The 13,503-nt window shown below is 54.3% G+C and carries 10 protein-coding genes; 5 read left to right on the forward strand and 5 right to left on the reverse strand.

The window, feature by feature from the left end; translation table 11 throughout:
- Positions 1-61 precede the first annotated feature (61 nt).
- Positions 62-3,628: an AsmA family protein gene (locus tag AUQ43_RS10460; protein WP_062956240.1), complete on the reverse strand. Its 3,567-nt coding sequence runs from the start codon at positions 3,626-3,628 to the stop codon at positions 62-64.
- Between the two features lie 463 nt (positions 3,629-4,091).
- Here AUQ43_RS10460 and AUQ43_RS10465 point away from each other — a divergent pair, with 463 nt between their 5' ends.
- Both AUQ43_RS10465 and AUQ43_RS10470 read left to right on the forward strand, forming a co-directional pair.
- Entirely contained in the window at positions 4,092-4,928 is an 837-nt protein-coding gene (locus AUQ43_RS10465; protein ID WP_062956241.1) for a DUF2189 domain-containing protein, read from the forward strand.
- A gap of 270 nt (positions 4,929-5,198) precedes the next feature.
- Positions 5,199-6,287: a lipid A deacylase LpxR family protein gene (locus tag AUQ43_RS10470; protein ID WP_062956242.1), complete on the forward strand. Its 1,089-nt coding sequence runs from the start codon at positions 5,199-5,201 to the stop codon at positions 6,285-6,287.
- A gap of 67 nt (positions 6,288-6,354) precedes the next feature.
- Here the strand turns inward: AUQ43_RS10470 and AUQ43_RS10475 are convergent, their stop codons facing one another.
- The gene (locus AUQ43_RS10475; RefSeq protein ID WP_062956243.1) at positions 6,355-7,758 is read right to left on the reverse strand and encodes an FAD-linked oxidase C-terminal domain-containing protein; all 1,404 of its coding nucleotides are present in this window, start codon (positions 7,756-7,758) and stop codon (positions 6,355-6,357) included.
- A 259-nt stretch (positions 7,759-8,017) separates the two neighbouring features.
- The gene (locus tag AUQ43_RS10480; RefSeq protein WP_062956244.1) at positions 8,018-8,725 is read right to left on the reverse strand and encodes a TIGR00266 family protein; all 708 of its coding nucleotides are present in this window, start codon (positions 8,723-8,725) and stop codon (positions 8,018-8,020) included.
- 287 nt (positions 8,726-9,012) lie between these two features.
- Here AUQ43_RS10480 and AUQ43_RS10485 point away from each other — a divergent pair, with 287 nt between their 5' ends.
- The 3 genes from AUQ43_RS10485 (at position 9,013) to AUQ43_RS10495 (ending at position 11,133) form a co-directional block, all read left to right on the forward strand.
- On the forward strand, positions 9,013-10,014 hold the full coding sequence (locus AUQ43_RS10485) for a sensor domain-containing diguanylate cyclase (RefSeq protein WP_232310652.1): 1,002 nt from the start codon (positions 9,013-9,015) through the stop codon (positions 10,012-10,014).
- 151 nt (positions 10,015-10,165) lie between these two features.
- On the forward strand, positions 10,166-10,642 hold the full coding sequence (locus AUQ43_RS10490) for a GNAT family N-acetyltransferase (protein WP_062956245.1): 477 nt from the start codon (positions 10,166-10,168) through the stop codon (positions 10,640-10,642).
- A gap of 233 nt (positions 10,643-10,875) precedes the next feature.
- The gene (locus AUQ43_RS10495) at positions 10,876-11,133 is read left to right on the forward strand and encodes a YjhX family toxin (RefSeq protein WP_008889624.1); all 258 of its coding nucleotides are present in this window, start codon (positions 10,876-10,878) and stop codon (positions 11,131-11,133) included.
- Positions 11,134-11,168: 35 nt separating this feature from the next.
- On the opposite strand, the gene AUQ43_RS10500 is transcribed toward AUQ43_RS10495, so the two are convergent.
- Together AUQ43_RS10500 and AUQ43_RS10505 are read right to left on the reverse strand one after the other, a co-directional pair.
- Entirely contained in the window at positions 11,169-11,717 is a 549-nt protein-coding gene (locus AUQ43_RS10500) for a hypothetical protein (protein WP_062956246.1), read from the reverse strand.
- Between the two features lie 58 nt (positions 11,718-11,775).
- Complete coding sequence (locus AUQ43_RS10505) at positions 11,776-13,452, reverse strand: FMN-binding glutamate synthase family protein (protein ID WP_062956247.1); 1,677 nt, start codon at positions 13,450-13,452, stop codon at positions 11,776-11,778.
- Between the last annotated feature and the right edge of the window lie 51 nt (positions 13,453-13,503).

The following is a 13,503-nucleotide window of genomic DNA, read 5'->3' on the forward strand; positions in this document are numbered from 1 at the left end:
CACAAACAAAAACGGCCCCGCAAAGCAGGGCCGTTTCGTTATCAATTTACGCGTTAGATCCTTAACGTCCAAACTGGTTCAGCAGACCTTTTAGCAGTCCCTTTGCCGCATCCTCGGCAGAACCGCCATCAGAGCCGGTCGAACCACCGCTTGATCCATCCCCGCCAAGCGCCTTGTCGAGAATGTTATCAAGAACCTTGACGGCAACCTTGTCCATACGGCCTGTAATGACCGGATCGTCAATCTTGCCTTTGGCATAGACACTGAATGGCGGCAGTTCTTCGATCTTTTCGGAAAAGTCGAAATCGGCCTGCGTATCCATCACCCAACGCGGCAGATCAAGCGTTGCGTCCGCGTCCGCCGTCCCAACCCGTGAAACTGCTGCAACACGGGTGGTTTTGGCGATACCGTTTGCAATCGTCATGTCGGCTTCCAGCGACTGCATGATGTCGTTGTTACCTACACCTTCGACGACCATGGCCTGCGGCCCCTGACGCAACAATGCTTCGATATTCAGTCGCGGATCCGGCGAACGCTTGTCCGCGTTGCTAAAGCGCACATTGTTCAGAACCAGATTGGCCGTCCCATTGAGTGCGGATACCAGACGGCGCGACGTATTGCCCTGTGCGTTGACATCAAATGTCAGGCCTGCACCACCAAGAATGGTGTCACTGGCAACACGGATCGGGGTCAGGCTTTCAATCCGTGCTCCGTCAAGTTTGCCGGCAAGTGCCAATTGCGGGACATCGGTGTTGCGCGCATCAAATGTCCCGTTTATCGCAAGGTCGCCCTGCCCCAGAAGCCCGGTGAAGGATGGAATGGTCAAAAGACCATTGACCAGGTTGGCCGTAAGATCCGGATTGATCAGGCTATAGGTATCAAAATCAAGCTGGTCCAAAGCAATGGCGATATCCGCGTCAATCGACCGCAAGGCCGATACATCAATCACATTGTCATCCCACGGAGTGCCATCGCGGGCATCAACACGCGAGACCATCATGGATTGCGGCAAGTTAAATGCCGCCTTGCGCGGGCCACTGCCGATACCAGGCATCAGGCTTGCCCGCTCTGCCGCAGGCAGGAACGGGTCCACGACAAGCTTCCCACCGGAAAGGGTCACAGAAACTTTTGGCTGCGCCTGCGATGTGTCGAACTGAACCGTCCCGCCTGTTTCAAAGGCCCCGACAATTAGCTTCAAGCCGTCCAGTGCAACATTTTGGGCATTACCCTTAACGTCGCCGGAAACGGCCAAACGGCCAAGGTTACCAGATGGCGTGTAGGCCGGCGCCAACAGTTCCAAAGCGCGGTTCAGGCTGGATGCCTGCAATGCAAGCCTGCCATTGACCCCGGGCGTGCTGCCCAACAGATCCGATACGACACCTTCAAGCGCCACCTGCATAAGCGGGTTAGAAACATCAAGGTCTATCGTCGGGCCGGTGACCGGACCGTTCAGGCCAAGATTTGCCTGAACACTCTTGTAGCTGCTGGCCGGCGCAGGCAACGTGATGCCGGTAAGCTTTGCCAATGGCTCAAGCGTCTTGGCTGTTACACGCACAGACAGATCATCAAATGCCGGAACAGCAGCGCCGCCGTTGAACACACCCTTTGCGCTGGCCGAAAGACCCGCGGCATCCGCAATCGCGAAATTATTCAGTGTGATGTCCGGGCCACTGATGCTGCCGTCAATCGCAATGCCACGTAACGCAACACCTGAGGAGATGACCTCGTCCGCTGCAAGACGATAATTGGCAGCCAAACCTTCAAGCGGCGCCAGGGCATCCCTGATAATCTTGACCATATCCTGCTGCGCGGCGGAAGCAGCACCGCTGTTTGCCCCCGTGTCGGCAGCGCCGGAAGATGCGCCATTACCGGCATCAGAAGTCGACGAAACCGAAACATCAGCAGCAGGCGCGGCCGCAATATATTGATCAAGGTTGATCCGGTCCAGTTTCAGCCCAATCCCCAAAGCAGGCAGCCCTGATTCGTTCAGATTGGCAACAACGGCACCACGAATGGCCGTGTCATCCACCCGCAGATCAAGATTGGAAATGTTGAGCTGTTCGGACGTGCCTTCGATACCACCGGTTAACGAGAAGCGACGCAGGCGATCTGCACGAATGCCATCGACATCAACGCCCAACCACCGAATAACTGCACGGATGTTTTCCGAAGCGACCTCGTAGCTAAGTGCAGCGCTTGGCTTTGGCGTTTCACCGGAAATGCTGCCAAACACAGCCACATCGGTTCCGCCCGGCAGACCGGCCGAAACTTCGTTCAGCGTGATCTTGCTGTTGGCAATTGCCGCATTGATCCGCGCATTGTGAACCGGCGTCTGGTTATAGATCAGGGTTTCAACTTCAAAGTCGATTGAAGCCGTAAGATCCGAAGGAATAGCCGGCGCATTGGCCGCACCGGATTTCTGGACCGAGCTTTGCGACGGGATCGATTGTGCGCCACCTGCTGCATCTCCGGATGCATTGGAGGTTGCTTCACCGTTGCCCGCTGCGGGTGACGCGCCTGCTTCACCGACTTCGGCCAGCACCAGAATGCTGTCAAGATCAAGCTGGTTAAAGCGCAGCGCAACATCGGCACTCAGGCTTGGTTCCTGATCAATGGCAATTGCGCCCGACCCACGGGTTTCACCAAAGCGGATCGACAGATCATTCAGGGTGACGGATTTGGCATTGGCCGTAATGTGCCCGCCCAGATCAAACGGCTTGGCTGCGATGTCGGGGATGTCGGCATTGTCACCGGCAATCCGAAGGGCGGCTTCGCGCAAGTCTTCGAAATCACCATCAATTTCACCATCGAAACCCGGTGTATCAGTCGAAAGATCGACACGTCCGGCAACGGTAACGCCACCATCAACCTCATCAATGCCAAGTTTGACGCTGACCGGGAACGGCGCTGTTTGACTGATCTGTCCGACATTCAATGCAAATGTCAGCGGGATACCACGATAGAAGACATACCCTTCCCCCTCAATCGGACCATTCAGACTGTCTGCTGATATGCCAAGGGTAAGGCCTTCGATCCGTTCTTCGGAACCCGGGGCGCGATAGATAATGGTCGCGTTTTCAATCTCGAGCCGATCAACCTGAATGGTATTGGCAAAACCGCCATCAGAACCATTAGCGGACTCTTCTGTTGCCTCGCCCCCATCGGCGGACCCGGCGCCACCATCTGTCTCACCCGGGGTGGTGATAAGGCCCGCATCCGGGCCAGAGCGCGCGGCCTGATCAGGATCAAACACCAGATTGTTTGAACCATCTTCAAAGGTCTCGATGGCAATTACCGGATTGATCAGGCTGACTTCCGTAACCTGCACATTGCCGGTCAGAAGTGGCATCAGGGCGACGGATACCCGAACCTCGCCAATCGATACCATGTCGGCATCCTGCGCGCCTGCCACATTCCCAAGGCTGACGTCAGCCGCATTCAGCGATGGGGATGGGATCAGCGACATCGACAGATCGCCCGCCAGATCAAGCTCGCGGCCCGTGGCATCGCGAACGGCTTGACTGATTTGTGCCTTGTAGCCATTCCAGTCAATCAGCGACGGAATGATCAGCAACGCGGCAACAAGAACCACGAGAAGTGCACCAATTGCGGCAAGGATTTTTTTCAACAGTCGGGCTCCGCTAGATCGCGAGGTCGTCCGCCGAATGTGGCCGCGACCCTCAAAGGTTTGATTTTATGTCCGAAAGCATAAGGCTCGTGATCGCTCTCGCAACAGAAAATGGCCAAAGATTATAGCTTATTTCGGGCACGTTTGATCATTCAGTAACGCCGGGATCACTCCCCGTGTTCCATTCGCACCATCTTCATGTGTGCCAACACAGCCCGAGGATCAAGCATCATCTTGAATTTGCATTGTTTTGAAGCATTACAAACAAAACCGGAATCCACGGAAAGTAAACCCTTAACGAGATTTTCGAACTTACCAGATGGCGAAATACATAGTTTAAAATCAATTGGATGTGGAAATCGGCTTTCAAAATGATACATTTTAAAAAACAAAAAGAAACTCGATCCTGACTTTCATTCAAATCGAATGATCGTTGTACGCAATCGCGACAGGGAGGATTAAAATGACCGAAACAACAATCGAAACGCCGAAAGAAGCGGTCGATCCCGGTCAGCGCGGAATCGTCATACGTACCATCACCACAGATCAATCGGGCGCCTGGTTGCAAGCCGGATGGCGCGATTTCAAACGAACGCCCGCCATCGGTCTGACGTATGGCGCGCTTTGCACCATTGCTGGCTGGCTGATCGTACTCAGCATCTTCCGGTCGGGAGAGCCTTACCTGACGCTGCCCCTTGCGGCCGGTTTCATGCTGCTTGCACCGCTGGTGGCCGTTGGGCTTTATGAAACAAGCCGCCGTCTTGAGATGGGCGAAAACGTCACCCTGTGGCACAGTCTGAACGGTTTCCGCCGCAATCCGGGGCAGATCGGGGCCATCGGCATACTCTTGATGCTGTTCTTCTTGGCCTGGACGCGCATTGCAATGCTGCTGTTTGCACTGTTTTACAACGGGACCATGCCATCTCTTGATGTTCTGGTGTGGCAAACCTTCTTCTCGCGCGATGCCATTACATTCCTGATTACCGGCGGCCTGCTGGGCGGTGTTTTGGCCGTGATTGCCTTTGCGGTATCGGTGGTATCGATCCCGCTTCTGGTTGATCGCGATGTGGATGTGATTACCGCCGTCATCATCAGCGTTTGGGCGTTTCGCAAAAACTGGAAGGTTCTGATTGGATGGGGCGCTGTTATCGCCATCCTGTCTGCTTGCGGGATGGTCGTATTCCTGTTCGGTCTTGCCATCACGATGCCGCTTCTGGGCTTTTCAAGCTGGCACGCCTATCGCGGAATCATTGATGAAAGCAAGGCCGAAGTCGCCCGATTGCGCCGACAGGTCCCCTGAAACAAACCGATAAAAGATCAATGCGTAAACGCCGCCTGAACAAGGGCGGCGTTTTCTGTTGGGGGCCCGGTTCAATTTTCTTATCGCTGGCGACGGAACAAACGCCGTATCTGGAGGTTTAAGATTTGTGGTAATCAACCTGTGTCACGACGGGTGAGACATCGTTCACAGATCCCAAACTTCGCTGGCATGCTTGCCATAAATTGTCCAAGATCGGACGGCACCAGATCGGTGTATCGCAACCAACTGCTTTTACGAGTAATTTCGATCATGTATCAGGCCAGTGCGCTTCGTCATTTCATCACCATTTCCGCCCCGCTTTTTGTCTTGCTGATGGGGATGAAAGGTGCACTTGCGCAGACCGATACCGCGGATGGCCCGCAATCGACCCGTGCCCCGGATGACAAGTGGGGCGTATCCCTGTCGGTTGAAAATGATCTGTTCACGCCCACCAACAGCGATCAGCATTACACGAATGGTGTCCGCCTTGCCTTTATCTCGCCCGAGGACAACGCACCGGCAAGTTTTCTGAACGTTGCCAAGAAAGTCCCGTTCTTTGCATCGGAAGGCCGAATTCGCACCAGTTACTCGCTGGGCCAGACCATGTACACGCCCGATGACATTACGGTTGCGGAAAATCAGCCCAATGACCGCCCATGGGCCGGGATGCTGTATGGCACGGCGGGACTGTTGTCCGACACCGGTCAGCAGAAAACTGGTTCGGACAGCAACTATTCGCGGATTGATACGCTGGAACTGACCCTTGGCGTGGTTGGTCCGGCATCGCTTGCCGATGAAACGCAATCGTTTGTCCACAAGTTGATCGATAGCCCCCATCCCGAAGGCTGGAACAACCAAATCAAGAACGAACCGATCATTGGTGTGACCTATGAACGGAAGTATCGTGGCTGGTTTGAGGCTGATCTGTTGGGTGTTGAGTTCGACGCCACCCCGCACGGCGCCGTAACGGTGGGCAATGCCTTTACCAATGCGGAACTGGGCACGATGTTCCGGATGGGCTTTGACCTGCCTGCCGATTATGGCCCACCGCGCATCCGTCCCAGCCTGCCGGGATCGGATTTCTTTGTTCCAGACACCGATGGCTTCCCGCTGAGCGGTTATGTGTTTGCCGGGTTTGCGGGACGCTATGTCGCACGTGACATCACCCTTGATGGCAACACCTTTGCCGACAGTGCGTCGGTGGACAAGGAACCATGGGTTGGCGATCTGCAGGTTGGTCTCGCGGTCATCATTGGACAGGCACGCTTGACCTATACCCATGTTTACCGCACACCGGAATTCACCGCGCAAAGCGGGGCGGACCAGTTCGGATCCCTATCGCTTTCCTTCCGCTTCTGAGGCGAGAACAAAAAACGGGGCCAAGTGGCCCCGTTTTCAATGAGATAAGCTTATTTGTCTGATGATATCAAAGACCCGGAATCAGCTTGCCCGGATTCATCAGACCTTTGGGATCAATCGCTGCTTTAATCGCACGCATGACCGCGATGGTGTCTTCGCCATGCTCGGTCACCATGAAATCAAGCTTGCCATAGCCAATGCCATGTTCGCCGGTGCAGGTGCCGCCAAGTTTAAGTGCACGTTCTACCATGCGCTTGTGCAGGCGGTTGGCTTCTTCCATCTGGGCCGGATCTTCGGGATCAAGCAGGATCAGGGTATGGAAGTTGCCATCGCCAACATGACCAATGATCGTGCAGGTCAGCGGGCTGGCATCGCAATCAGCACGGGTTTCTGAAATTGCCTCGGCCAGCTTTGAAATCGGCACACAGACATCGGTCGGCATGCCGGCCTTGCCCGGTTCAAGCTGAAGCGACGCGTAATAGGCCTTGTGACGTGCCGCCCAAAGCTTGTTGCGATCTTCCTGACGGGTAGCCCACTGGAATTCCTCGGCACCAAATTCCTCGGCGACCGATTGCACGAATTCTGCCTGTTCCTTCACCCCGGCCTCTGTGCCATGGAATTCAAAGAACAGGGTCGGCGCTTCCTTGTGGTCCAGCTTGGAATAGTTGTTGACCGCACGGACCTGCAAAGGATCAAGAAATTCAATACGGGCGACCGGAATACCGGCCTGAATGGTCAGGATGACGGTGTTAACGGCATCCTCGACAGTTGGGAAGGCACAGACGGCTGCCGACATCGCTTCGGGAATACCATAAAGCTTCAGGCCGATTTCGGTAATGACACCCAGCGTACCTTCGGAACCGACAAACAGACGGGTCAGGTCATAGCCCGCCGAAGATTTACGCGCACGGTTGGCCGTTTTGATGATTTTGCCATCCGGGGTCACAACCGTCAGACTCAAAACGTTTTCACGCATGGTGCCGTAACGCACCGCATTGGTACCCGACGCACGTGTCGCGGTCATGCCGCCGATAGAGGCATTGGCCCCCGGATCAATCGGGAAGAACAAACCTGTATCGCGCAGATAATCATTGAGCTGTTCACGGGTCACACCGGCCTGAACACGGCAATCAAGATCCTCGTTATTCACTTCAAGGATCTGATTCATCTGCGATACGTCGATACAGATCCCGCCGCGAAGCGCGGCAACATGACCTTCAAGCGACGAGCCGGTGCCAAACGGCACGATCGGAACATCGTGCGCAGCACACAGCTTTACGACCTCGGCCACTTCCTCGGTCGAGTTTGCAAAGACCACCGCATCGGGTGGTGATGCCTCATGCCAGCTTTCATCCTTGCCATGCTGTTCAAGCACGGACGCGGCAGTGGAAAGACGATCACCAAGCAATTCGCGCAAAGCGCTGATCAGACTTTCCGGGGTTTCGATACGTTCATACTGACGATCTGACATGATTTTACTCTTTCGGCCTTTGTGGTCCTGATGGCGTTTGTCCGGGATGCCCTTTGACTGTGGGGAAGGCAACGGCGGACAGAAATTTGGCAGACACCCTACGCCCTGATGCCTGAAATTGGTATTACCTTTTGCCGGAAAACAGCAAAAAATTATCACACTATTTCCCTGTGAGGGGTCCGGGGATACCGTGCCGATATCAAAGGACGATATCCCCAGTGCTTTTTGCTGTGCCCAACATCCGGATCACTTGTCGGGCTTAGCCCTTGTTACGATCCTGCGGCAAGGCAGCGGCAATACGGTCTGCCAGACGCGAGAATGGCAAACTTTGCAGCCAGACAGTACCCGGCCCTTCAAGGGTGGTGACAAACAGCCCCTCACCCCCAAACAGGGCATTGGTAAAGCCACCAACAAACTTGATGGAATAATCAATCGACGGCGTCATGGCCACCAACGCACCGGTATCAACCCGAAGAGTCTCACCCGCCTGCAGATCCTTGCGGATGATTGTCCCCCCGGCATGCATGAAAGCCATGCCATCACCGCTCAGACGTTGCAGGATAAAGCCTTCGCCGCCAAACAAACCGGCACCAAGCTTCTTGGAAAAGGCGATGTCGATATCAATGCCCGATGCCGCACACAGAAACGCATCCTTTTGACAGATGATCTCGCCGCCATGCTCGGCCAGATTAAGCGGCACGACCTTGCCGGGGTACGGCGCAGCAAAGGCAACATGCCCCTTGCCCGATCCTTCATGGACAAAGCTTGTGATAAAGAAGCCCTCGCCGGTCAGCATGCGCTTGAATCCGGAAAACAGGCCGCCACCCGTACCGGTCTGCATGGCAATACCGTCGCCCATATACATCATGGCCCCGGCCTCTGCCCGAACGCCTTCGCCCGGATCGAGTTCGATTTCAACCAACTGCATTTCTTCGCCATGGATCGTATAATCGATCACGTCTGCCATCCGGGCGTCTCCTGTTTATCTGAATTGATCGGATCTATCGGACAAGTTTGGAACTTGTCGGTTCCAATCGCAAGAAAAAGGGGCAAAAACACGACAAATGGGCGCGATCCACACGCCGCAAACACACGGTTTCACCTTTTTATGGGCTTGTTTGAAAAATCGGCCTCAAGATGTTGATGGGAAAGCATTTTGTTAAGAGGTTTCTTATACTTCCTTATAGTACTGTGCTATGGTGTAGATAACGCTGATTGGGCACTTTGATCAGCAAAGGGGCAAAGGCGCATGCGATGGTCTTGCTAAGGAAAGTCGACTGGATCACTCAGGACGAGGCCATGACGGCGTCGCTTGATAAATGGCAACGTGTTGTCGACCTGATGACCAAGCTATTGGGTGCGACGGCAGGTTACGTTGTTGAATACAATGAAAAATACGGCTATCGCGCCGCGCTAACCAGTCAGAACCCTGACAATCCGCATCCGCACATTTCGGAAAAACCCGAACCACTGGATTCCAATGTCTATTGCCGCCGGGTCGTGGAAACAAAGCTGGCTCTTTATGAACGCGATGCCCGCGACAAGCCGGAATGGGCCGACAACCCCGAACTGACCGAGGAAGGATATGTTTCCTATCTCGGCATCCCGTTGTTGTGGCCCAACGGGACTGTGTTTGGAACCCTCTGTGTCTTTGATCGAAAGCCGACCGGATATGACGACACGCTTCAGGAGTTGATGGAAGTCTTCCGTGATTTGATCGAAGCTGACCTGCGCCTGTACGAGCAATATGAAATCATGCGCAATCTGTCGATGAGTGACCCGCTGACAGGTATGAACAATCGTGCAGGGTTTGAATTGCTCGCCCATCAGAAAATCCGCATTGCCAAACGTTATCACCATCACATCGGGATCATCTTTATCGACCTTGATAACATGAAGCACTGGAATGATGACTATGGCCATGCTGCCGGGGATGCAGCCCTGCGCGCGGTTGGCGACGCCATCAGCGAAAGTATCCGCGAAGTCGATATTTGCGGACGCATCGGCGGTGACGAATTTGCCGTTCTTGGATATGTGCGTAACCGGGGTGACTTGACCACCATCGTCACCCGGGTACGCAACGCACTTGATCAAGTGAAGCTGACCGTGCCGAACTCAAAATCCCCCATCCGCGAAACACCGCAGATCAGCTCAGGTGCGTCGGTGTTTTTCCATCCGCTGGATAAAAGCCTGGAAGACATGATGGCGGTTGCCGATATGGAAATGTATCGTGACAAGAAAAGTCGACGCAAGTAACGCCCGGCCCTTCACCACAAGCCCCTGCAAGTCATCACCGAAATGCCACGCCGCCCATTGGCAACTGCGAGGCATTAACCTCCCGGTATTCTTTTTGGGCGAAACTCCTCGCAAAGGGTCCGCCCCTAAGAACAATGACTTAGAGCATGATATGCAGATACGCAAAGGCACTATCAACGACCTGCCAGAGGTTCGTGCGATTTCAGAGCGCGCAAATGAAGCCTGCTGTGTTGTTGATGACACCGACGAAACGCCCGTTTCACTCGACCATTGCCTGACCAACACTGCCATCGAAGCATTTGTCACCGGGATCGATTCCGAAAATCAATCCGTCTATGTCGCAACACGTGACGATGTTCTTCTGGGTTATGTTGTTGCCATTCATGAAACGCCGGAAATTCGCTGGATCGTGGTCGATCCCTCGGTCCTGGGTAACGGGACCGGCAAAGCATTGATGATCACGGCCCTTGATGCATTGGCAGATCTCGGTGTGCGCAGCAATGTACGCCTGACCGTTCCGGTGACCAATGAACGTGCCAAGGCGTTTTATCGCAAGTTCGGCTTTATGGTGACCGGCCCGATCAATGACCGACACGTTCCGATGCTGGAAATGCAGCGCGCAGCTTGACAACTGCGCGCAATCGGACAAATTTGCATCCGAACACTAATCGGAGATTTTATGTCAGAGTCCCGGCACAGCCGCTGATCGCGGTTTGACAGCTTAGCGTCTTTCCAGCTTCCAGACCGCTGATCAGCAGATCGGACCGCCTGCCCGACCTTAAATCGGGTGCGCGTGACCGGTACTGTTGTGCCCGTCCCGATCGAAAACCGTTTTCCCAACTGGTTTTCGGACTTTGACCGATGAATATTTCAAAGAATGAACAGCGCGTGCTTCATGCACTCGCACAAGGCGGACTGATCAAAGTGATCAAGGACGACAAAAACCATGTTCTTGAAGCAGATTGCATCACACGCGATGGCTGGTTTCTGACCGCCTGTACGCTTGAAGTCTTCAAGAAGCTGCGCAAACGCCGACTGATCCGTTCACAAGGCGGCGGACCTTACCGCATTACCCGCGAAGGGCTGCTCGCAGTTCGCGCAGAACTATGTCAACGCTAACAGAAAAGCCCGGCTGCTCTGACAGCCGGGCTAATTTATGACGCATCCAAATACATAAAGAACCAAACCAAAGTCATCGAAAATGCAATTACTGAGATTACCCCAGCAAGATACTTGGTACGCTTGTAAGCCGGCTCACCGGCCTTCACTCTTTCCCATTCTTCCTTAAGAACGGCATTCACCTGTTCGACCAACTTGCGGTCAAGAGAATATAACTTCTCACGGTCTGGACCTTGATCATTCGTGAATAGCTTCTCCATTTGAACAAGTGTGCTCAGTACTTCTTTTGATAAGCTCTCAGATGGATTTAACAGCATTCGAACACGGGCACCTGCCTCATTCATTTTTTGGAAATCTGGCTTCATTCTCTCCCAATGCCCCGGGACATCTTCAACCTTAAACTGATACCCGTCGACAGCCGCTCTGGCACATGAAATCAGATTGGCCACCTCCGATCGCAGCGAATTAATCCAGTCTTGGCGGAATTCAGAAGTCTTGTTTTCTTTGCTAATGATAATGCCGACGAACGAGAAAAACCCCGCAATGAATGCAGCAATGATTACGCTGGGATTCAGTTCATCCATTTACTCGTTCCATTGGTCTGTAACGAAAACTCAGCAAGATCGTAGTGGCTGTCAGCGGCTACTGTGCCGCCTTCTCACCAGCAATCGCCTGTGCCCGTTTATAGGGGCCCACCGGGATCTCTTTCGGCTCGAAGGTTTCCGGTGATGCGCGGCCCCAACGTGAATGCCATTCATGCAGTTCCGGGATTTCCGTGTCTGAAAGAAGGAACCCTTCTGGTAGATAGGGATAGGCTTCGTTGCCATCAACGAATTCGTTTTCTTTCTGGCGCACCATGAAGTGATAGGGCATGAAATTGCGCGGGTCGGTCAGGCCGGCTGCGCCTGTGATTTCGGCGAGCGCATGCATGGTGTTTTTATGGAAGCGTGCGACACGTTCGCTTTTGTCACCCGGATCAAGGGCGCGCTGGCGGATTTTATCCTGTGTCGCGATGCCGACAGGGCAGCAGTTGGTATGACAGCTTTGCGCCTGAATACAGCCCAAAGCAAACATGAAGCCACGTGCGGCATTACACCAGTCCGCGCCAAGGGCAAGGGTCCGGGCAATATCAAAGGCCGAGACAATCTTGCCCGCAGCACCGACTTTGATCTGATCGCGCAAACCAGCCCCGCGCAGCGCATTATGAACAAATGTCAGGCCTTCTTGCATCGGCATGCCGACATGGTTGGCAAATTCGACCGGGGCAGCACCTGTGCCGCCTTCCTTGCCATCGACCACGATAAAGTCCGGCGTAATGCCGGTTTTAAGCATCCCCTTGATGATCGACATGAATTCGCGCCGATGCCCGATGCAAAGCTTGAACCCGACGGGCTTGCCATCTGCGAGATCGCGCAGTCGGCCAATGAACTCCATCAGGCCAATCGGGGTTGAAAACACGCTATGTGCGGCGGGCGATACGCAATCATGTCCCATCGGAATCCCGCGCGCCTCGGCGATTTCCGGGGTAATCTTGGCCGCAGGCAACATGCCGCCATGGCCCGGCTTTGCGCCCTGGCTAAGCTTTACCTCGATCATTTTGACCTGTGGGTCAGCGGCGGTTATGGCAAACTTTTCCTCGGAAAAGCTGCCATCTTCATTGCGCGCCCCGAAATAGCCCGACGCCACCTGATAAATCAGATCACCGCCGCCGGCGCGGTGATAGCGTGAAATGCTGCCTTCGCCGGTATCATGGGCAAAGCCGCCCTTTTTCGCCCCCTTGTTCAGGGCAAGGATCGCATTGCCTGAAAGCGCGCCAAAGCTCATGGCAGAGATATTATACAGGCTGCAGTCATAGGGTTGCTTGCAATGCGGGCCGCCAACACGCACCCGGAAATCGGTATCGGTAATGTGCTTGGGCGCAACGGAATGGGTGATCCACGAATAGCCCGATTTATAAACTTCCTCGATCGTGCCAAACGGACGTTTGTCTTCGACACCCTTGGCGCGCTGATAGACAAGACCGCGCGCCTGACGGCTAAACGGGATTTCGTCCTGATCGCTTTCAAGAAGGTACTGGCGGATTTCCGGACGGAAGCTTTCAAGGATGAAGCGAATATGCGCGCTTATGGGGTAGTTGCGCAGGATCGAGTGCTTGTTCTGATACAGGTCATGAAACCCGACCACCACCAGCAGCCCGAAGACGATGGCAGGCAGCCAGAACCAGATATCTATCGCAAGCGCAAGGATCACTGATGCCAATGCCAGAACAACGACACCGGCGATGACGAAATAACGCTGGTTCAATATGAAGAATTTCACGGCGCTCTTTTCCTGTCCTGTTCAGGCCAATCTGATCCCCGAAACACCGCC

This window comes from Thalassospira sp. MCCC 1A01148 (genome assembly GCF_001613795.1).
GTDB lineage: Bacteria > Pseudomonadota > Alphaproteobacteria > Rhodospirillales > Thalassospiraceae > Thalassospira.

Bases quoted from the DNA above. Each gene is read 5' to 3' on its own strand.
- AUQ43_RS10490 (WP_062956245.1), top strand. From the start codon at position 10,166: ATGCAGATACGCAAAGGCACTATCAACGACCTGCCAGAGGTTCGTGCG.
- AUQ43_RS10470 (WP_062956242.1), top strand. From the start codon at position 5,199: ATGTATCAGGCCAGTGCGCTTCGTCATTTCATCACCATTTCCGCCCCG.
- AUQ43_RS10475 (WP_062956243.1), bottom strand. From the start codon at position 7,758: ATGTCAGATCGTCAGTATGAACGTATCGAAACCCCGGAAAGTCTGATC.
- AUQ43_RS10465 (WP_062956241.1), top strand. From the start codon at position 4,092: ATGACCGAAACAACAATCGAAACGCCGAAAGAAGCGGTCGATCCCGGT.
- AUQ43_RS10495 (WP_008889624.1), top strand. From the start codon at position 10,876: ATGAATATTTCAAAGAATGAACAGCGCGTGCTTCATGCACTCGCACAA.
- AUQ43_RS10480 (WP_062956244.1), bottom strand. From the start codon at position 8,725: ATGGCAGACGTGATCGATTATACGATCCATGGCGAAGAAATGCAGTTG.
- AUQ43_RS10500 (WP_062956246.1), bottom strand. From the start codon at position 11,717: ATGGATGAACTGAATCCCAGCGTAATCATTGCTGCATTCATTGCGGGG.
- AUQ43_RS10485 (WP_232310652.1), top strand. From the start codon at position 9,013: ATGGTCTTGCTAAGGAAAGTCGACTGGATCACTCAGGACGAGGCCATG.